This window comes from Microbacterium sp. SW12, from assembly GCF_055391095.1.
This window is the reverse complement of sequence record NZ_AP024335.1, coordinates 388,172-406,704: the sequence shown is the minus strand read 5'-3', so window position 1 is coordinate 406,704 and position 18,533 is coordinate 388,172. Positions and strand designations below refer to the sequence as shown.

The 18,533-nt window shown below is 65.7% G+C and carries 26 protein-coding genes; 1 reads left to right on the top strand and 25 read right to left on the bottom strand.

The window, feature by feature from the left end; all coding sequences use genetic code 11:
- Positions 1 to 42 precede the first annotated feature (42 nt).
- From rplE to MICSW_RS02005, 15 genes are all read right to left on the bottom strand, one after another.
- Positions 43 to 633, bottom strand: coding sequence for a 50S ribosomal protein L5 (gene rplE / locus MICSW_RS02075; protein ID WP_228177316.1), 591 nt, complete (start codon positions 631 to 633; stop codon positions 43 to 45).
- Complete coding sequence (gene rplX / locus MICSW_RS02070; protein ID WP_228177317.1) at positions 633 to 992, bottom strand: 50S ribosomal protein L24; 360 nt, start codon at positions 990 to 992, stop codon at positions 633 to 635. The genes rplE and rplX overlap by 1 nt, the downstream gene beginning before the upstream one ends.
- A 2-nt stretch (positions 993 to 994) precedes the next feature.
- On the bottom strand, positions 995 to 1,363 hold the full coding sequence (gene rplN / locus MICSW_RS02065) for a 50S ribosomal protein L14 (RefSeq protein WP_228177318.1): 369 nt from the start codon (positions 1,361 to 1,363) through the stop codon (positions 995 to 997).
- 4 nt (positions 1,364 to 1,367) lie between these two features.
- Positions 1,368 to 1,787 (bottom strand): 30S ribosomal protein S17, encoded by a 420-nt coding sequence (gene rpsQ, locus MICSW_RS02060; RefSeq protein ID WP_228177319.1) that lies wholly within the window; start codon positions 1,785 to 1,787, stop codon positions 1,368 to 1,370.
- Positions 1,787 to 2,098: a 50S ribosomal protein L29 gene (gene rpmC, locus MICSW_RS02055; RefSeq protein ID WP_228177320.1), complete on the bottom strand. Its 312-nt coding sequence runs from the start codon at positions 2,096 to 2,098 to the stop codon at positions 1,787 to 1,789. The genes rpsQ and rpmC overlap by 1 nt, the downstream gene beginning before the upstream one ends.
- Positions 2,098 to 2,517 carry a 50S ribosomal protein L16 gene (gene rplP, locus MICSW_RS02050; RefSeq protein WP_195692939.1) on the bottom strand — a complete coding sequence of 140 codons (420 nt, stop codon included), beginning with the start codon at positions 2,515 to 2,517 and terminating at the stop codon, positions 2,098 to 2,100. The genes rpmC and rplP overlap by 1 nt, the downstream gene beginning before the upstream one ends.
- The gene (gene rpsC, locus MICSW_RS02045; protein ID WP_195692938.1) at positions 2,517 to 3,275 is read right to left on the bottom strand and encodes a 30S ribosomal protein S3; all 759 of its coding nucleotides are present in this window, start codon (positions 3,273 to 3,275) and stop codon (positions 2,517 to 2,519) included. Before rpsC ends, rplP begins: the two co-directional genes overlap by 1 nt.
- Positions 3,275 to 3,670 (bottom strand): 50S ribosomal protein L22, encoded by a 396-nt coding sequence (gene rplV, locus MICSW_RS02040; protein ID WP_228177321.1) that lies wholly within the window; start codon positions 3,668 to 3,670, stop codon positions 3,275 to 3,277. The genes rpsC and rplV overlap by 1 nt, the downstream gene beginning before the upstream one ends.
- Before the next feature lie 25 nt (positions 3,671 to 3,695).
- Positions 3,696 to 3,977, bottom strand: coding sequence for a 30S ribosomal protein S19 (rpsS, locus tag MICSW_RS02035; RefSeq protein ID WP_194423760.1), 282 nt, complete (start codon positions 3,975 to 3,977; stop codon positions 3,696 to 3,698).
- 13 nt (positions 3,978 to 3,990) lie between these two features.
- Entirely contained in the window at positions 3,991 to 4,830 is an 840-nt protein-coding gene (rplB, locus tag MICSW_RS02030) for a 50S ribosomal protein L2 (protein ID WP_228177322.1), read from the bottom strand.
- Between the two features lie 24 nt (positions 4,831 to 4,854).
- Entirely contained in the window at positions 4,855 to 5,154 is a 300-nt protein-coding gene (gene rplW, locus MICSW_RS02025) for a 50S ribosomal protein L23 (protein WP_195692935.1), read from the bottom strand.
- Positions 5,151 to 5,813 (bottom strand): 50S ribosomal protein L4, encoded by a 663-nt coding sequence (gene rplD / locus MICSW_RS02020; protein WP_228177323.1) that lies wholly within the window; start codon positions 5,811 to 5,813, stop codon positions 5,151 to 5,153. The genes rplW and rplD overlap by 4 nt, the downstream gene beginning before the upstream one ends.
- Before the next feature lie 2 nt (positions 5,814 to 5,815).
- A complete protein-coding gene (rplC, locus tag MICSW_RS02015; protein WP_347424798.1) occupies positions 5,816 to 6,475 on the bottom strand; it encodes a 50S ribosomal protein L3 in 660 nt (219 codons plus the stop codon).
- An 8-nt stretch (positions 6,476 to 6,483) separates the two neighbouring features.
- Positions 6,484 to 6,792: a 30S ribosomal protein S10 gene (gene rpsJ, locus MICSW_RS02010; protein ID WP_013584016.1), complete on the bottom strand. Its 309-nt coding sequence runs from the start codon at positions 6,790 to 6,792 to the stop codon at positions 6,484 to 6,486.
- A gap of 727 nt (positions 6,793 to 7,519) precedes the next feature.
- Positions 7,520 to 8,755: a DUF4012 domain-containing protein gene (locus MICSW_RS02005; protein ID WP_464496609.1), complete on the bottom strand. Its 1,236-nt coding sequence runs from the start codon at positions 8,753 to 8,755 to the stop codon at positions 7,520 to 7,522.
- Between the two features lie 182 nt (positions 8,756 to 8,937).
- On the opposite strand from MICSW_RS02005, the gene MICSW_RS02000 reads away from it, so the two are divergent.
- Positions 8,938 to 9,168 carry a hypothetical protein gene (locus tag MICSW_RS02000; protein WP_464496608.1) on the top strand — a complete coding sequence of 77 codons (231 nt, stop codon included), beginning with the start codon at positions 8,938 to 8,940 and terminating at the stop codon, positions 9,166 to 9,168.
- Between the two features lie 329 nt (positions 9,169 to 9,497).
- Here the strand turns inward: MICSW_RS02000 and MICSW_RS01995 are convergent, their stop codons facing one another.
- The 10 genes from MICSW_RS01995 to MICSW_RS01950 form a co-directional block, all read right to left on the bottom strand.
- Positions 9,498 to 9,818 (bottom strand): hypothetical protein, encoded by a 321-nt coding sequence (locus MICSW_RS01995; RefSeq protein WP_464496607.1) that lies wholly within the window; start codon positions 9,816 to 9,818, stop codon positions 9,498 to 9,500.
- Between the two features lie 277 nt (positions 9,819 to 10,095).
- The gene (gene tuf / locus MICSW_RS01990; RefSeq protein WP_464496606.1) at positions 10,096 to 11,289 is read right to left on the bottom strand and encodes an elongation factor Tu; all 1,194 of its coding nucleotides are present in this window, start codon (positions 11,287 to 11,289) and stop codon (positions 10,096 to 10,098) included.
- 161 nt (positions 11,290 to 11,450) lie between these two features.
- Positions 11,451 to 13,565 carry an elongation factor G gene (gene fusA / locus MICSW_RS01985; RefSeq protein ID WP_464496605.1) on the bottom strand — a complete coding sequence of 705 codons (2,115 nt, stop codon included), beginning with the start codon at positions 13,563 to 13,565 and terminating at the stop codon, positions 11,451 to 11,453.
- Positions 13,566 to 13,648: 83 nt separating this feature from the next.
- Entirely contained in the window at positions 13,649 to 14,119 is a 471-nt protein-coding gene (rpsG, locus tag MICSW_RS01980) for a 30S ribosomal protein S7 (protein WP_228177328.1), read from the bottom strand.
- Between the two features lie 5 nt (positions 14,120 to 14,124).
- Positions 14,125 to 14,493 carry a 30S ribosomal protein S12 gene (gene rpsL / locus MICSW_RS01975; protein WP_013584051.1) on the bottom strand — a complete coding sequence of 123 codons (369 nt, stop codon included), beginning with the start codon at positions 14,491 to 14,493 and terminating at the stop codon, positions 14,125 to 14,127.
- Between the two features lie 258 nt (positions 14,494 to 14,751).
- Positions 14,752 to 15,063 (bottom strand): FHA domain-containing protein, encoded by a 312-nt coding sequence (locus MICSW_RS01970; protein WP_464496604.1) that lies wholly within the window; start codon positions 15,061 to 15,063, stop codon positions 14,752 to 14,754.
- A complete protein-coding gene (locus MICSW_RS01965) occupies positions 15,060 to 16,268 on the bottom strand; it encodes a DUF5684 domain-containing protein (protein WP_464496603.1) in 1,209 nt (402 codons plus the stop codon). Before MICSW_RS01965 ends, MICSW_RS01970 begins: the two co-directional genes overlap by 4 nt.
- Before the next feature lie 57 nt (positions 16,269 to 16,325).
- Positions 16,326 to 16,982 (bottom strand): spermidine/putrescine ABC transporter substrate-binding protein, encoded by a 657-nt coding sequence (locus tag MICSW_RS01960; protein WP_228177330.1) that lies wholly within the window; start codon positions 16,980 to 16,982, stop codon positions 16,326 to 16,328.
- Positions 16,983 to 17,049: 67 nt separating this feature from the next.
- The gene (locus MICSW_RS01955; protein WP_228177331.1) at positions 17,050 to 17,508 is read right to left on the bottom strand and encodes a hypothetical protein; all 459 of its coding nucleotides are present in this window, start codon (positions 17,506 to 17,508) and stop codon (positions 17,050 to 17,052) included.
- Between the two features lie 47 nt (positions 17,509 to 17,555).
- The gene (locus tag MICSW_RS01950; RefSeq protein WP_228177332.1) at positions 17,556 to 18,476 is read right to left on the bottom strand and encodes an ABC transporter; all 921 of its coding nucleotides are present in this window, start codon (positions 18,474 to 18,476) and stop codon (positions 17,556 to 17,558) included.
- Positions 18,477 to 18,533 lie beyond the last annotated feature (57 nt).

Genomic DNA, 18,533 nt, shown 5'->3' with positions numbered 1-18,533 from the left:
GTGGTGGTGATGCCCCGGAGGTCCCGGGACATCAAGAGTGGATCAGGCCTGCTGCTCGGTACCGCGGAACGGGAAGCCGAGGTGACGCAGCAGAGCGCGACCTTCGGCATCCGTCTTCGCCGACGTCACGATCGTGATGTCGAACCCGCGGACGCGGTCGATCTTGTCCTGGTTGATCTCGTGGAAGATCGACTGCTCCTGCACACCGAAGGTGTAGTTGCCGTTGCCGTCGAACTGCTTGTCCGACAGGCCGCGGAAGTCACGGATGCGGGGCAGTGCCAGGCTCACGAGGCGGTCGATGAACTCCCACGCACGGTCACCGCGAAGGGTGACGTGCGCGCCGATGGCCTGACCCTCACGCAGCTTGAACTGCGCGATCGACTTGCGAGCCTTCGTGACGACCGGCTTCTGACCGGTGATCTTGGTGAGGTCGTCGACCGCACCATCGATCACCTTGCTGTCGCGAGCTGCCTCGCCGACACCGGTGTTCACGACGACCTTGACCAGGCCCGGAATCTGCATGACGTTCGCGTAGCCGAATTCGTCCTGCAGCGCCTTCTTGATCTCGCCGTTGTACTTCTGCTTCAGGCGCGGCTGGATTTTGCCAGCGGGCGCAGCAGTGGTGGTGCTCATCAGAGGTCCTTACCTGACTTCTTCGCGTAGCGCACGCGAACCGTACGCTTGACGCCGTCCTTGACCTGCTCCTCGACACGGTGACCGACGCGGGTCGGCTTCTTCGTCTCGGGGTCCACGACCTGGACGTTGGAGATGTGGATGGGCGCCTCGATCGTCTCGAGCCCGCCGGTCTTGGTGCCGCGCTGGGTCTGGCCAACGCGCACGTGCTTGGTGACGTAGTTCACGCCCTCGACGATCACGCGGTCCTGCTCGACAAGGACCTCGAGGACCTTGCCCTGCTTGCCGCGGTCACCGCCGCGCTCGGGCGTCGGGCCCGAGATGACCTGAACCAGGTCGCCCTTTTTGATGTTCGCCATGATCAGATGACCTCCGGGGCCAGCGAGACGATCTTCATGAACTTCTTGTCACGAAGCTCACGGCCGACCGGCCCGAAGATGCGGGTGCCGCGGGGCTCCCCGTCGTTCTTCAGGATGACGGCGGCGTTCTCGTCGAACTTGATGTAGGAGCCGTCGGGACGACGGGTCTGCTTGACGGTGCGCACGATAACTGCCTTGACGACATCGCCCTTCTTGACGTTGCCGCCGGGGATCGCGTCCTTGACGGTTGCCACGATGATGTCGCCGAGACCGGCGTACCGACGGTTGGAGCCGCCCAGCACGCGGATGGTCAGCAGTTCCTTGGCACCAGTGTTGTCCGCCACCTTGAGGCGGGATTCGTTCTGAATCATGAGATCACTTCGCCTTCTCGAGGATCTCGACCAGACGCCAGCGCTTGGTCGCGCTCAGCGGCCGGGTCTCGTTGATGACGACGAGGTCACCGACGCCGGCGGTGTTCGCCTCGTCGTGCGCCTTCACCTTCGAGGTGCGACGGATGACCTTGCCGTAGAGGGGGTGCTTCACGCGGTCCTCGACCTCGACGACGATCGTCTTGTCCATCTTGTCCGAGACGACATAGCCACGGCGAGACTTGCGGTAACCGCGGGCGTTGGGGTCACGAACGTCGTGCTCGGAGTGCTCGTGGCCGGCCTCGACCGGAGCCTCGACAACGGCCTCCTCGGCAGCCTTCTTGGCCGGAGCCTTCTTGGCGGGAGCCTTCTTCGCGGGAGCCTTCTTGGCCGGAGCCTTCTCAGTGGTGTTCTCTGTGGTGGCCATCACTCAGCCTCCTCCTTGGCGGCGGCGTCGTCATCCGACTTCGCGGCCTTCGTCTTGCGAGCCTTGGTCGCCTTCTCGACGGGAGCGGGCGTGGCACGGATGCCGAGCTCGCGCTCGCGGATGACGGTGTACAGCCGCGCGATGTCGCGCTTGACCGCACGGATGCGGCCGTGGCTGTCGAGCTGGCCGGTGGCCGACTGGAAGCGCAGGTTGAACAGCTCTTCCTTGGCCTTGCGCAGCTCCTCGACCAGGCGCTGGTCTTCGAACGTGTCGAGCTCGCTCGGGGCGAGCGTCTTGGTGCCGATCGCCATTACGCGTCGCCCTCCTCGCGCTTGATGATGCGTGCCTTCAGGGGCAGCTTGTGGATGGCACGGGTCAGGGCCTCACGAGCGAGCTGCTCGTTGACGCCGGCGACCTCGAACAGGACGCGACCCGGCTTGACGTTTGCGACCCACCACTCCGGCGAACCCTTACCCGAACCCATGCGGGTTTCGGCAGGCTTCTTGGTCAGCGGACGGTCGGGGTAGATGTTGATCCACACCTTTCCACCACGCTTGATGTGACGGGTCATCGCGATACGAGCTGACTCGATCTGACGGTTGGTCACGTAAGCGGGGGTCAGGGCCTGGATGCCGAACTCACCGAACGACACCTTCGTGCCACCGGTGGCCTGGCCATCGCGACCCGGGTGGTGCTGCTTGCGGTACTTGACCTTGCGGGGGATGAGCATTATGCCGACGCTCCTTCTGCGACCGGGGCCTCAGCGGCGCGGTTGTCGCGACGGGGGCCACGACGGTCACCACGCTCGCGCGCGGGCTTCTGGTTCGCCTGCTCGCGGGCCAGTTCCTTGTTGGTGAGGTCGCCCTTGTAGATCCAGACCTTCACGCCGATGCGGCCGAAGGTGGTCTTGGCCTCGTAGAAGCCGTAGTCGATGTTCGCGCGCAGGGTGTGCAGGGGCACACGACCTTCACGGTAGAACTCCGACCGGCTCATCTCCGCGCCGCCGAGGCGACCCGAGACCTGGATCCGGACACCCTTGGCGCCGGCACGCTGCGCGCCCTGCAGACCCTTACGCATGGCGCGACGGAATGCGACACGAGCAGACAGCTGCTCGGCGATGCCCTGAGCGACCAGCTGAGCGTCGGCCTCGGGGTTCTTGACCTCGAGGATGTTCAGCTGGATCTGCTTGCCGGTGAGCTTCTCGAGGTCGGCGCGGATGCGCTCGGCCTCGGCGCCACGGCGACCGATCACGATGCCCGGGCGGGCGGTGTGGATGTCGACGCGGACGCGGTCACGCGTGCGCTCGATCTCGATGTTGCTGACACCGGCACGGTCGAGCTGCGTCTTCAGCAGTCGACGGATCTTGATGTCCTCGGCCACGTAGTCCGCGTAGCGCTGACCCGGCTTGGTCGAATCCGAGAACCACCGCGACACGTGGTCGGTGGTGATGCCCAGGCGGAAGCCGTACGGGTTGACTTTCTGTCCCATTACTTGCTCGCCTTCTTCTGGGTAGCGGGCGCGGTCTCAGCAACCTCGGGGGTCGCGAGGACAACCGTGATGTGGCTGGTGCGCTTCTTGATCTGGAATGCACGACCCTGCGCGCGCGGCTGGAACCGCTTGAGCGTCGTTCCCTCATCGACGTACGCGTTCTTGACGAACAGCGCACCCTCGTCGAAGTAGGTGCCCTCGTTGTCGGCCTTCACGCGAGCGTTCGCGATGGCCGAAGCGACCAGCTTGTAGATCGGCTCGCTCGCACCCTGCGGCGCGAACTTCAGGATTGCAAGGGCCTCTTCGGCCTGCTTGCCCTTGATGAGCGCGACGACACGACGAGCCTTCTGAGGGGTCACGCGGATGTGTCGCACGCGTGCGATGGACTCCACCATTTCTCTCTCCTCTTGCGCCCCCGCGTCAGCGGCGGCGGCCCTTCTTGTCGTCCTTCTCGTGGCCGCGGAAGGTGCGGGTGGGCGCGAACTCGCCCAGCTTGTGGCCGACCATGGTTTCGGTCACGAACACAGGGATGTGCTTGCGACCGTCGTGCACGGCGATGGTGTGCCCGAGCATGGCCGGGATGATCATCGAGCGGCGCGACCAGGTCTTGATGACGTTCTTCGAACCCGATTCGTTCTGGGAGACGACCTTGCGAAGCAGGTGCTCGTCGACGAAGGGGCCCTTCTTGAGACTGCGTGGCATCTTCTGTTCCTACCTACTTGCGCTTCTTGCCGGCCGTGCGGCGGCGGACGATGAGCTTGTCGCTTTCCTTGTTGGCGTGGCGCGTACGGCCCTCCGCCTGACCCCACGGGCTCACGGGGTGACGACCACCGGAGGTCTTGCCCTCACCACCACCGTGCGGGTGGTCGACCGGGTTCATCGCGACACCGCGGACGGTCGGGCGCACGCCCTTCCAGCGCTTGCGGCCGGCCTTACCCCAGTTGATGTTCGACTGTTCGGCGTTGCCGACCTCGCCGATGGTTGCGCGGCAGCGTGCGTCGACGTTGCGGATCTCACCCGAGGGCAGACGAAGCTGCGCGTACGGGCCGTCCTTGGCGACAAGGCGAACCGCTGCTCCTGCCGAGCGGGCCATCTTCGCGCCGCCGCCGGGGCGCAGCTCGATGGCGTGCACGACGGTACCGGTCGGGATGTTGCGCAGGGGCAGGTTGTTGCCGGGCTTGATGTCGGCCGAGGCGCCCGACTCCACGATGTCACCCTGCTGCAGCTTGTTCGGAGCGAGGATGTAACGCTTCTCGCCGTCGACGTAGTGCAGCAGCGCGATGCGCGCGGTGCGGTTGGGGTCGTACTCGATGTGCGCGACCTTGGCGTTGATGCCGTCCTTGTCGTTACGACGGAAGTCGATGACGCGGTACTGACGCTTGTGTCCGCCACCGATGTGACGCGTGGTGATGCGGCCCTGGTTGTTGCGGCCACCGGTCTTCGCGATGGGACGAAGGAGCGACTTCTCGGGCGTCGATCGGGTGATCTCAGCGAAGTCCGCCACCGACGAGCCGCGGCGACCGGGGGTCGTGGGCTTGTACTTGCGAATTGCCATGTCTCTAGTCCTCTATCCCGACTGTCAGCCGACTGCCGTGAAGATGTCGATGGAGCCCGACTTCAGCGTGACGATGGCGCGCTTGGTGTCCTTGCGCTTGCCCATGCCGAAACGGGTGCGACGGGCCTTGCCGACGCGGTTGATCGTGTTGACCGACGCCACCTTGACGCCGAAGATCTTCTCGATCGCGAGCTTGATCTCGGTCTTGGTCGCACGCGGGTCCACGAGGAACGTGTACTTGCCCTCGTCGATGAGCGAGTAGCTCTTCTCGGAGACGACCGGCTTCAGGATGATGTCGCGCGGGTCCTTGTTGACAGCGGTCATGCGGAGACCTCCTGGGTGGAGACGGTCTTCGACGCGACGAACGCGTCGTAGGCAGCCTTGGTGAAGACGATGTCGTCCGAGACGAGCACGTCGTAGGCGTTGAGCTGGTCGACGTAGAGCACGTGCACGTACGCGAGGTTGCGGACGCTCAGGATGCTGGTCTCGTCGTCGCGGGTGACGACCACGAGCACGTTCTTCGCCGGGGCGAGATTGCCGAGGACCGCGACAGCAGCCTTCGTGGACGGAGCGCCTTCGATGCCGAACGAGTCGACGATGTGCAGGCGGTCACCGCGAGCGCGATCGCTCAGCGCACCGAGGAGCGCGGCAGCGATCATCTTCTTGGGCGTGCGCTGGCCGTAGTCGCGGGGCTTGGGGCCGTGGACGATGCCACCACCGGTCATGTGCGGCGCGCGGATCGAACCCTGACGGGCGTTACCCGTGCCCTTCTGCTTGAAGGGCTTGCGACCGGCACCCGAGACCTCACCGCGACGCTTGGTCGAGTGTGTTCCCTGGCGAGCCGCGGCGCGCTGCGCAACGACGACCTGGTGGATGAGCGGAATGTTCGTCTTGACGTCGAACAGGGCGGCGGGCAGCTCAACCGAGCCGGCCTTCTTGCCGTCAGCCTTGTGGACGTCGAGCGCGAGAGTCGAGTCAGCCATGATCAGGCACCCTTCACTGCGTTGCGGACGTAGACGATGCGACCACGCGCACCGGGGACAGCGCCCTTGACGAGCAGCAGACCCTTCTCGGCGTCGACTGCGTGGACGGTGAGGTTGAGCACGGTGACACGATCGCCACCCATGCGACCTGCCATCCGCATGCCCTTGAACACGCGGCTGGGGGTCGAGGAGGCGCCGATCGAACCGGGCTTGCGGTGGTTACGGTGCGCACCGTGCGAGGCCGAAACACCCTGGAAGTTGTGGCGCTTCATGACACCTGCGGTGCCCTTGCCCTTGCTGGTGCCGACGACGTCGACCAGCTGACCGGCCTCGAACACGCCGTCGACGGTGAGCTCCTGGCCGAGTGAGTAGTCAGCAGCATCCGCCGTGCGCACCTCGGTGAGGTGGCGGCGCGGGGTGACGCCCGCGGCCTCGAAGTGGGCCGAGAGGGGCTTGTTCACCTTGCGGGGGTCGATCTGGCCGTACGCGATCTGCACGGCGTTGTAGCCGTCCTTCTCGGGAGTGCGGACCTGGGTGACCACGTTGGGGGCCACCTCGATCACGGTGACGGGAACGAGCTTGCCGTTCTCGTCCCAAACCTGGGTCATGCCGAGCTTGGTGCCCAGCAGTCCCTTCGAAATCTTTGAGTTGATGTCAGCCATGTCGAACCTCAGAGCTTGATCTCGATGTTGACGTCGGCCGGCAGGTCAAGGCGCATCAGCGAGTCGACGGCCTTGGGCGTCGGATCGATGATGTCGATCAGACGCTTGTGGGTGCGCATCTCGAAGTGCTCGCGGCTGTCCTTGTACTTGTGGGGCGACCGGATGACGCACACGACGTTCTTTTCGGTCGGAAGCGGCACGGGTCCAACGACCGTCGCGCCCGCTCGGGTCACGGTGTCGACGATCTTGCGCGCCGAGCTGTCGAGCCCGGCGTGGTCGTACGACTTCAGGCGAATGCGGATCTTCTGTCCCGCCATTGTCTGCTCACTCTCTTTCTCGCGTCTTACCTCTGAACCCCGATCGGTTCGGGGCACGGGCATTGGACGCACCGTGGCGCTTGCACGCCGTGGCACTTCACTCCGCTGCATGGGGATGCATGTTGCGGATGCTGCACCGCTGTTCTGATGTCAACCCGGACGCTCGCGCATCCGGTCCCGCACGACACGCACGCGTGTCACCCTGGCAAGCAGGGATGCTGTGTGGGAAACGTGTTCTGCTGCCCGCGGCCTAGACTCTGCGCTTCCGCGCGTTCTATGCACTGCCCTGGCAGTGATCCAGGCGCACAGCAGTGCGCACCGGAATGTGGAACCTGAACAGTCTACGTGCATCCCGGGCGTGTCGCAAACCGACGCGTTGACTCACTACGGCGGTCCGGGAATGTCGGAGCGCGCGTCACATAAACTGGCTGATTCAGCAGTCGCCGGCTTCCGCGCCGGAATCGAGCTCGTCGCGTTGAACGGGTTCCCCTAGTTCCAGACCGCCGCCTCCGATGAACTGCCGGATGCAGCCGAGGTCACCCGATCCCCGTGTCAACGCGTCGTCACCGCCTACCGCGACCACAACCGGGCCGATGGGAACAAGCACTCCACGCCGTGATCGACTCGCTACCACGCGGCGCCTCAACCGATCCAATCCAGATGCGCAGACTCGGAGATGTCAGCCTCGCCTCCGTCCGCCGCACTGCATTCGCGGCTCCTGCTGGCGTCATTCCGAGAACAACGCCTCACACGACGCGTCGACGGACACCGGGGTGTCGGTCACGGTTGGCGTGTGACGCAGATCCAGCGCCCCCAGAGGTCCCTCGCCGAACCGGATCGTGTACGAGACCGTGCGCGTCTCTCCCTGGGCAACGGTGACCAGTCGACTCTCGGCGCTGTTGCCCTTCTCGACGCCGGATCGACTCAGTGACGGGATATCGCCATTCTCGGGGGTGATCGACATGATCTCGGCCCCTGGAGGTGCGAAGAAGAGGACGTCGAGCATCATCGTCGTGCGGGGCAGCCCGAAGTTTCCCGAACGTGCGCCAAGCGTGTAGCTGCTGCGGATCGAATCGGGGATCGAGTTCGTGAGCGTCGCGCTGACCGTTATGGTCCGTGCGTCGGCATCGCACGTTGCGCTGACGGATGCCGCCAGGTGGTATTCGAGCTTCCCGATCGTGTAGTCGTTGAGGTAGATCCCGAGCTGCGTCTCCTCCGTGTTGTCGGTCTGGAGTGCGCCAGTGAGGCCGAGCTCGTTCGCCAGCGCCTCGGCGTCAACGTTCTCGAAATGGAGGAAAAGCCGCTGCTGCGCAGCGGATGTCTCCAGCGCCTCGAGCATCGCTGCCGGATCCCATCCACCCGCGGTGATCTTTTCGAACGCAGCCTGGGCGACCTCGGCGAAGAAGGCGTCGGATTGGGTGCCGCTGGGGTATCGCTCATAGGAATCGCTCAGAACGATCTTCACGACATTGTCGGAGGTGAGCTCCTCGCCGGAGGCGAGAACCACCGGGCCCGCGACGGCGAGCACGTTCGAGAGAACAACGGGGTCGACCGAGATCACGCCATCGAACAAGGTGCCCGAAGTCGCGAGCCAGAGGTTCTGGAAGAGCTCGGCGGTCGTCGGGAAGTCCGGCGTCAACGTGAAGTCCTGCGAATACTTGTTGAAGTTCGATGGATGCAGCGACAGGGTATCCGCGGGCAATTCGGTCGTGACCGTCCCCGCGGTCCCGGCGGCGTAGAACGTGGCCGAACTGCTTTGGTCGAGCATCTCGAACCTGCCGTCCTCGACGGTAATGACCATGCTGGCCGCCGGATTGCCCCCGGTGGCCCGGATCTCCGCGTTGTTCTGGAAGACGAGGAGGTAGGTCTTCGTGCCGTTCGCGCCAGCGAGATCGAGCAGCGTCGGCAGATAGCGGTTGACGACGTCGAGCGTGGGCTCAGCCGTCTCGATGATATCGAGCACCTCGCCGATCGGTTCAGCGACGACCGGGAGCAGGGTGGAGGTGTCGAGGTCGCTGACTTCGGCCTGAGCCGCCGTGAACGCCGCGGAGACGTCGGCGATGGCCGTCTGCGCGTCGCGGATCGGCGCGAGATTGAAGCCTCCCCCTCAACGCGGAGTGTGTTGATATCGAGCGTGGAAGCGAGTTGGATGCCGGGCTGGAGCGCGTCGCTCATGAGGATCTGGACCGCTGCACTCACACGGCGCACCGCCTCAACGTTCTGTCCGACGACTGGCACGTCGGCGGCGATCTGCCAAAGCGGCTCGTTCACCGTTCCCAGAGTCGTCTCCAGCGTCGACTGCAGCTCAGCCCCGAGCGCCTCCGCGCCCGCGACATCTCCGGCCTCGACGAGATCGCCGATCTGAGTGATGATTAGCTTCGCGTCTTCGAGGTCGTTCTTGACGGAGATGGCTTGCGATACGAACACCGCGGCGAAGACGGCGGCCGCCGCCGTCGCCGCCGCGATCACGCCGAAGAGTGTCCCGACGACAAGCGGCCACCACCGCCGCTTCCGGCGTTGTTCCGTGGGCTCATTCGGGACGCGCTCCTTTGTGTCTCGAACGGCCTCGGGCTGGCCTTCCGCCGCTTGTGTCTGAGCGGCCCGCGCGGCGCGGCGCGTCATCGCTGAATCCATGGGTGGCGTCGTGGTCACGGTGCGATCGTACCGAGGTGGATTCTGCGAGAACGCCTGGAGGACCGGGCACGTCAGGAAAGCCACGGGATCGTGAGCGCAGCGATCGCGAATCCGACGAGGCAGCCGAGCGCGAGAAGAAGCGCGATCGTCACCAATGCGGGCGTGCGGGTCGAGGTCCGCAGGTATCGAATCCGGGCGACTACCGCAGCGGCTCCGCTGACTACGACGCTGCACGTCGCTACCAAAACGCCGATGAGTGCGACAGCGTCGGTCCCGGGCGCGGGCAGCGACCCGCCTCGAATAAGCACGAGGGACGCGAGCATCGGGATCGTAAGCGCGACGAGAGACATGAGCATTGAGACGATTGCGGTCGCGCGCAAGACGGTGGTCACCGCTCGAACCTAACCCATAGTCAACGCAATGTGCGCTTCCTCTTAAGCACCTGCGGAAAGATCGTTGCCTCCGGGCACCGTCACGGTGTCGATTCGATGGCGGTGCGATGCGATGCGGCAACGCAATAGGGGATGCGCCCGTGAGCAGCCCGCTCGACTTGACCGACGCAGGGGGGGGAAGACCAGCGCGACGAGGAAGAGGGATAGATCCGCGACCGCAAAGAAACGGCGGGGCCGAGCCTGACGGCTCGACCCCGCCGTTGCAGGGTGCCGAAGATTACTTCAGGATCTTCGTGACCGTGCCGGCGCCGACGGTGCGGCCACCCTCACGGATCGCAAAGCCGAGGCCCTCTTCCATGGCGATCGGCTGGATCAGCTCGACCGTCATGTCGGTGGTGTCACCGGGCATGACCATCTCGGTGCCCTCGGGGAGGGTGATGACGCCGGTCACGTCGGTGGTGCGGAAGTAGAACTGCGGGCGGTAGTTCGTGAAGAACGGGTTGTGACGGCCACCCTCGTCCTTAGACAGGATGTACGCGGTGCCCTCGAAGTTGGTGTGAGGGGTAACCGAACCGGGCTTCACGACGACCTGGCCGCGCTCCACGTCCTCGCGCTTGGTGCCGCGAAGAAGCAGACCACAGTTCTCACCGGCCCACGCCTCGTCGAGCTGCTTGTGGAACATCTCGATACCGGTAACCGTGGTCTTCTGCGTCGGGCGGATGCCGACGATCTCGACCTCGGAGTTGATCGCGAGAGTGCCACGCTCGGCGCGGCCCGTGACGACGGTGCCACGACCGGTGATGGTGAAGACGTCCTCGATGGGCATGAGGAACGGCTTGTCCTTGTCACGCACCGGGTCGGGGATGGACTCGTCGACGGCCTCCATGAGCTCGACGATCGAGTTGACCCACTTCTCGTCGCCTTCGAGAGCCTTCAGGCCCGAAACGCGAACGACGGGGGCGTTGTCGCCATCGAAGTCCTGGCTCGAGAGCAGCTCGCGAACCTCGAGCTCGACGAGCTCCAGGATCTCCTCGTCGTCGACCATGTCAGCCTTGTTCAGCGCGACGAGCAGGTAGGGAACACCAACCTGCTTGGCGAGCAGAACGTGCTCACGGGTCTGAGCCATCGGGCCGTCGGTGGCGGCAACCACGAGGATCGCGCCGTCCATCTGGGCAGCACCGGTGATCATGTTCTTGATGTAGTCGGCGTGACCCGGGGCGTCAACGTGTGCGTAGTGACGCTTGGGGGTCTCGTACTCAACGTGCGAGATGTTGATCGTGATACCGCGCTGACGCTCCTCGGGAGCCGAGTCGATCGACGCGAAGTCACGCTGCACGTTGGTGGCCGACGGGTACTTGTCGGCGAGCACCTTCGAGATCGCCGCGGTGAGCGTCGTCTTGCCGTGGTCAACGTGACCGATCGTTCCGATGTTCACGTGCGGCTTGGTCCGCTCGAACTTGGCCTTAGCCACTGGGTCCTCCTCAGGACGGTCATGTAGAAGCTCCGGGCGCTGGATTGCGACCGGCACTCTACGGGGATGTCTCTCAGTCTAGGCGAGAGGGTGTGTGTGTTTCTGGTGTGAAGTTGTAACCCTGAAGAACCGGATGCCGCGGGTGCGGCATCCGTGGGCGATCACTCGCCCTTGTTCTTCTGGACGATTTCGTCGGCGACGGCCTTGGGGACCTCCGCGTAGCTGTCGAACTCCATCGAGTAGACCGCGCGGCCCGAGGTCTTCGAGCGCAGGTCACCGATGTAGCCGAACATCTCCGACAGGGGAACCAGGGCACGGACGACCTTGACGCCCGCGGCATCCTCCATCGACTGGATCTGACCGCGACGCGAGTTCAGGTCACCGATGACGTCACCCATGTACTCCTCGGGAGTACGGACCTCAACCGCCATGAGCGGCTCGAGGATGACGGGGTTCGCCTTGCGGACGGCCTCCTTGAAGCCCATCGAACCGGCGATCTTGAACGCCATTTCCGAGGAGTCGACATCGTGCGATGCGCCGTCCATGAGGGTCGCCTTAACACCGACCATCGGGTAGCCCGCGAGGACGCCCACGTTCATCGCATCCTGGAAGCCCTGGTTGGTCGGCTCGATGTACTCGCGCGGGATGCGGCCACCGGTGACCTTGTTCTCGAACTCGTAGATCTTCTCGGCCGTGACCTCGAGGGGCTCGAGCGCGAACTGGATCTTCGCGAACTGACCCGACCCACCGGTCTGCTTCTTGTGCGTGTAGTCGTGACGCTCGACGGCCTTCTTGATCGTCTCGCGGTAGGCCACCTGAGGCTTGCCGACGTTGGCCTCGACCTTGAACTCGCGCTTCATGCGGTCCACCAGGATGTCGAGGTGCAGCTCGCCCATGCCCTTGATGACGGTCTGGCCGGTCTCGGAGTTCTGCTCGACGCGGAACGTGGGGTCCTCTTCGGCGAGCTTCTGGATCGCGAGCCCGAGCTTCTCCTGGTCGGCCTTGGTCTTCGGCTCGATCGCAACCTCGATCACCGGCTCCGGGAAGGTCATCGACTCGAGGACGACCTGGTGGTCGGAATCCGAGAGCGTGTCACCGGTCGTCGTGTCCTTCAGGCCGATGACCGCGTAGATGTGACCAGCGGTGACCGACTCGACCGGGTTCTCCTTGTTCGCGTGCATCTGGAAGATCTTCCCGACGCGCTCCTTCTTGCCCTTCGTCGAGTTGACGACGGCAGAACCGGAGTCGAGGTGACCGGAGTACACGCGGATGTAGGTCAGGCGTCCGAAGAACGGGTGCGAAACGACCTTGAACGCGAGAGCAGCGAACGGCTCCTCGCGGTCGGCGTGACGCTCGATGATCTTCTCTTCGTCCTTGGGGTCGTGAGCCTCGATCGAGGGAACGTCCAGGGGCGAGGGCAGGTAGTCCACGACGGCGTCGAGCATCGGCTGCACACCGCGGTTCTTGAACGCCGAACCACACAGCACCGGGTAGGCCTCACCGGCGATCGTGAGCTTGCGAACAGCACCCTTGATCTCTTCGGGGGTGAGCTCCTCGCCACCGAAGTACTTCTCCAGCAGCTCGTCGTCGGTCTCGGCGACGGCCTCGAGCAGCTTCGCGCGGTACTCCTCGGCCTTCTCGACGAGGTCGGCCGGGATCTCCTGGATCTCGTACTTCGCGCCCATCGTCACGTCACCCTTGGCGTCACCGGGCCAAACCAGCGCACGCTTGTAGATGAGGTCGATGACGCCGACGAAGTCGTTCTCGACCCCGATCGGGATCTGCAGCACGAGCGGCTTGGCCTTGAGGCGGCTGACGATCGTGTCGACGGTGAAGTAGAAGTCCGCGCCGAGCTTGTCCATCTTGTTGACGAAGCAGATGCGGGGGACGTTGTACTTGTCGGCCTGACGCCACACCGTCTCGGACTGGGGCTCAACGCCCTCCTTGCCGTCGAAGACGGCGACTGCGCCATCGAGGACGCGCAGCGAGCGCTCCACCTCGACGGTGAAGTCGACGTGACCCGGCGTGTCGATGATGTTGATCTGGTTGCCCTCCCAGAAGCAGGTGACTGCCGCGGAGGTGATCGTGATCCCGCGCTCCTGCTCCTGCTCCATCCAGTCGGTGGTGGCAGCGCCGTCGTGAGTTTCGCCGATCTTGTGGTTGACACCCGTGTAGAAGAGGATGCGCTCGGTCGTCGTCGTCTTGCCGGCGTCGATGTGAGCCATGATGCCGATGTTGCGGACCTTGTTCAGGTCGGTGAGCACTTCTTGTGCCACGGGATGTCCTTACGTGTGGTGAGGGATGTCGCGGACTCTGCCGTTCCCGCAGGTTCGTGGCCTGCGGGAACGGCGGAGGGGTGTTACCAGCGGTAGTGGGCGAATGCGCGGTTCGACTCGGCCATCTTGTGGGTGTCTTCGCGGCGCTTGACCGCGGCACCGAGGCCGTTCGAGGCATCCAGGATTTCGTTCTGCAGGCGCTCGGTCATCGTCTTCTCACGACGACCCTTCGCGTAGCTGACAAGCCAGCGCAGCGCGAGGGTGTTCGCACGGTGCGGCTTGACCTCAACGGGAACCTGGTAGGTGGAACCACCGACGCGGCGGCTCTTGACCTCGAGGGTGGGGCGCACGTTGTCGAGCGCCTTCTTGAGGGTGGCAACAGCGTCCTGGCCGTTCTTGGACTCGACACCCGACAGGGCGCCGTACACGATCGACTCGGCGAGCGACTTCTTGCCGTCGACGAGGATCTTGTTGACCAGCTGGGTGACGATCGGAGCGCCGTAGACCGGGTCGTTGACGACGGGGCGCTTGGGGGCGGGACCCTTACGAGGCATTTTTCTCAGCCCTTCTTCGCGCCGTAGCGACTACGGGCCTGCTTGCGGTTCTTGACAGCCTGGGTGTCCAGGGCGCCGCGGACGATCTTGTAGCGCACACCGGGAAGGTCCTTCACGCGGCCGCCGCGCACCAGCACGAGCGAGTGCTCCTGCAGGTTGTGGCCCTCGCCGGGGATGTAGGCGGTCACCTCGGTGCCGTTACGCAGCTTCACGCGAGCGACCTTGCGCATCGCCGAGTTCGGCTTCTTGGGGGTGGTGGTGTAGACGCGGGTGCAGACCCCGGCCTGCTGCGGGTTCGACTTCAGTGCGGGGGCCTTGGTCTTGCTGACCTTGGGCGACCGTCCCTTTCGAACCAACTGCTGAATGGTTGGCACGTTTTCTCCTTGGTTGTGCTGCACGGTGACAGCTCGTGGTTTCACCACAGATCCACCGGCGCGCCAGAAGTCTGTCGCGAGTCGTGTGGTGGATATGCCGTGGGGGTGGCCTGTTCGCAGGCCGTTCCCTGATGTGCGGACCGCGCTTGCCTTGCGACACACCGAGGCGCAGCACAAGTGGCGCGCAGGCGCACACCCGATCAATGATACGCGGGTTTTCGGAGGTCGGTCAAACGCAGACCATTCTCGACCCTGCTGTCAACGCGACGCGCGGACCAGTCGCAACTCAAGGTCGCCGAGCAGCATCCGTTCCCCTGCCGGAGCTTCCCCTCCGGAAGCGAGTTCGAGCTCGCTCCCCGTGACCGAGATCACAACGACGCCGTTCGTGGACCCGAGATCGACGACGTGCCACTGTTCGCCGCGCAACTCCAACCGAGCGTGTGTCTTGGAGACCGTGACGTCATCGAGTGCCACGAGCTGCGCGCCCGAGTGAGCAGGGTCGGGTGACGGGCGCCGCCCGAGGATGACGACCTGCGCGCGCAACTCGAACTCGTCGCCCGCCGCCGTCACGAGCGACCACCGCTGACGATTGCGGTGGGCCAGGAGCGTTGCGTCGAAGTCGCCCTCAACATCAGCGGATGCCGACACCGCCGATCGCGCCATTCGCGGCGATCCCGCCACCGGGGAACCAACGATCGCCGAAACTGCCCCGAAGTCTCGGGGAAGGGCTCTGCATCCGGCCCCGTCGCCCAGTGTTCGCCGTCGGCAACCGGCGGGAACAGGGGCGCGTCCTCATAGGGCGACCGACCGCTGACCGCCGAAACCGGCGCCGGTGCGCCGGGAACGGCATCCGTCACATCATCGATCGGCTCACCCGCCGGCACGCGGCCGGGGGCATCCGCGTCGGCCGCCGGCGCCAGGCCCGTAGCACCGGTCTCGGGAGGTCGCGCAGCACGCGCGGGCGGCGCGAACGGTTCGGGGGCAGCGGCGGGTTCAGGGGCAGCAGCGGGTTCGTCCCGTGCTGCCGGCTCGTCGGGAGCGGATGGCGCCGGCTCCCACGTATTGGATGCCGGCACCTGCCGTGCCTCCTCGGGCACCTCTGCCGACGGCGACGCAGCCGGCGCGACGGGAGGCACCAATGCCGGCGAACTCTGCTCGGCCTCGGTGAACGCGGAAAGCAGGTCCCATCCGTCGTCGTCGGCGCGGGACTCCTCCGCATGCGATCGCGAGTCAGCGTATTCCACGGGCGCAGAAGGCTCGAGGGGCGGTGGGGCGAACGGGGAGACGGCAGGCGGGGCTGGTGGAGGCGGTGGCGCTGACGCCGCTCTCCCCCCGCCAGCGTCGGAGGCACCGAACACTCCAGCATCGGCTGCCGTGCCACGACGGCGGCGGCCTTCCCGTCCGATCCAGCGCGCCGATCCGAAACCGAGCACCGTCGCCCACACGGGCAGCAGCAGAGCCGCCAGCACCGTCATCCCTCCCCCATACCCGAAGGAGAGTCCGATGCGATGCGCGGCGACGATCATGAGAACCCAGACAGCGACAGCGCCGAACCCCGGGATCACCAGCAGCAGGACCCACCATCCCGGAATGCCTCCCAGAACGAGCAACGCTGCGATGTTCAGGAACGGGACCCACGCTTTCCAACGCGGCTCACCCGACTTCGCGAAGACAGCCCCGAGTGCGAGGGCGCACCAGACGTACAGGGCGATCATCGTCACCGAGACGGGGATCAACAGAATCAGCGCCTGATTCATCGCTGTGCCGTCGGTCATGGCATCCACCCTAGGCCGCAGCCATGCGCGACGACGCGTCCGGTCACCGTAGAGCCATCACTCCCCGACGGCGTCACGGGGATCGAAGGGCGCGTCCAGCGACCGGGCGAGATCGTCGAGCATCGCCGTGATCTGCGGCTCGACGTACTGGCTGACTCCCTGTTGGATGCGCAGTCGATGATGGAGCAGGATCGTGCAGACATCCCGCCCGATCATGTTGGCATAGTCGTCGGCCAGCCCGACCTCTTGGCGCAGCGCCGCCTTCGCCTCGGGGCTCAGGGGCGGAAGCGCCGGAACATCGGCGTCCGCCTCGTCGGCAAGACCCGAGATCGTGAACAGGAACGGAGCACCGGGAACCGGATCAGGGTCCAGCGGCAGACCCTCGAACTCAGGCTCGAGGCCTTCAGCCGGCCGGTAGCTGCGGGCGCGATTGCGGGCAGCCTGCTGATCGAGTTCCGCCTGCAGCATCGGGAGGTTCTGTGCCGTGTAATCGGCAACCGCATGGTCGACGATCGTCTTGATGCGGGTCGACAGGCCGTGCTGCACACCGTGCGGCACATCGGAGCCAAGACCCGCCGCCGACAGGATTGGTGACCCGAAGCACCGTCGACACGGCGCCACCCGCCCGCGGTGGGTCGCGGGTTCCCAGCGCGGAAGCCAGCGCAGCCAGGCATCGACTGCCTGGCTCACCTCCGTCTCGAGCGAGCGCTCCACACCTCTACGGTAGCGCCGGAGCCCTCGTCCGCCGAGGCTCCGTCGCAGACTGCGCGTGTCGAGGCGCTCACTCGTCGTCCTCTCGTTCCCACGGCCACCGGGCGTTTTCATCGGCGCCGCGCACGACTGCCAGAGCCATCGCCGCTGCCAGGATCGCCGCTGCGATCACGACCAGACCCGGCCAAGTGGTTGCTGCGCGCCCGACGGCGGAGAGCGCACGGGCGACATCCCCCGACGCGAACACGGATGCCGCGCCCAGCCCCGCGAGGTAACCGAGGAAGCCGGCAAGGCCGCTCCACAACAGCGTTCCCCAGATGCCTGGGGACAGCATCCGCGCCCAGATCGTCGCCGCCACCGCCGCGAGCGAAGCGCCGACGGCGATGATGCCCGGCGCCTGACCCAGGCCCGGCGTGACGATGACGTCCTCGTCCAGGAGCAGGCTGACGATACCGAACGCTGCGATGAGCACCGCCGCGAACAGCACGGCTCCCGCCGCCGTTGCTGCTGCCCTCCGCGACCGGCTCATGAGCTGGACGCGCTCCGAGCCACCGTCACGGGTGCTCCCACCGCGCCTTAGTACTGGTGCAGCTGCGGACCCGCCTCGAGAGTGCGCTCATACTCACGGCGCGCCTCGACGTTGAGCTCGGTCATCCGCTTGCCGCGCGCGGCAACCCACGAACCGAACCAGATCGTGAGCTCACGGCCGATGATGAAGGCAGCGATAGCCAACGGAGCCAACAGCTGGCCTTCGACCAGCTCTGCGCCCTCCGCGGCCGTGAGGTTCCAGAACGGCGCCTGGAACAGCTGCCCCAGCAGGTGCCCCCCGTAGGCCGCGACCCCGACGATGAGACCGAAGATCACCCACGCCGCCCAGCGGCCGCGGTTGATGATCGCACCAAGCAACCAGAACGCGACGAAGAACACAACGACCGGCACCCACAGGGCCCAGGTCCCCAGCGCCGCAAGCAGCGCGGTGCCGATGCTGCCCACGGTCACGGATCCGTCGATGAGGCCAAGACCGACCCAGACGGCGAGGTAGAGAACTCCGAACGAGAGCGCCGCGAGCAGGCCGATCGCGCCCGCAGCGGCACGGTTGCCGCGAGGACGCGGAGCCTCAGGCGCCTGAACGAAGATCGGCTGCGCACCGTAGGGTCCCACGCCCGGCTCGCTCGCCGTCACCACGGGTGCGACAACGGTGGCCTCGTATGCTTCGGTGGGGGCTGCCGCCTCCGCTGGCGCGGATTCGACAACAACGGGCTCGGCCTCGGGTTCGACGCTCGTCGGCTCTGCCACAGGCTCGACCACGACGGGTTCAACGACCACGGGCTCGGCGGGAGGTGCATCAGCCTCGGGCGTTGCCGACCCAGCGGCTTCGGCATCCGCGAGGCTCTCGCGCGCGCTGCCGACAACGTCATCGACGGGCGGCTCCTCGGCGACGGGCTCGCCGACCGGTTCCTCCACGGGCTCGCCGGGCGTGGGCTTGTCGTCACTCATGCGAAACTCCTCCCGAGGTAGATCCTCGGCTCGCAGAATACCCCGACCCGGGTTCAG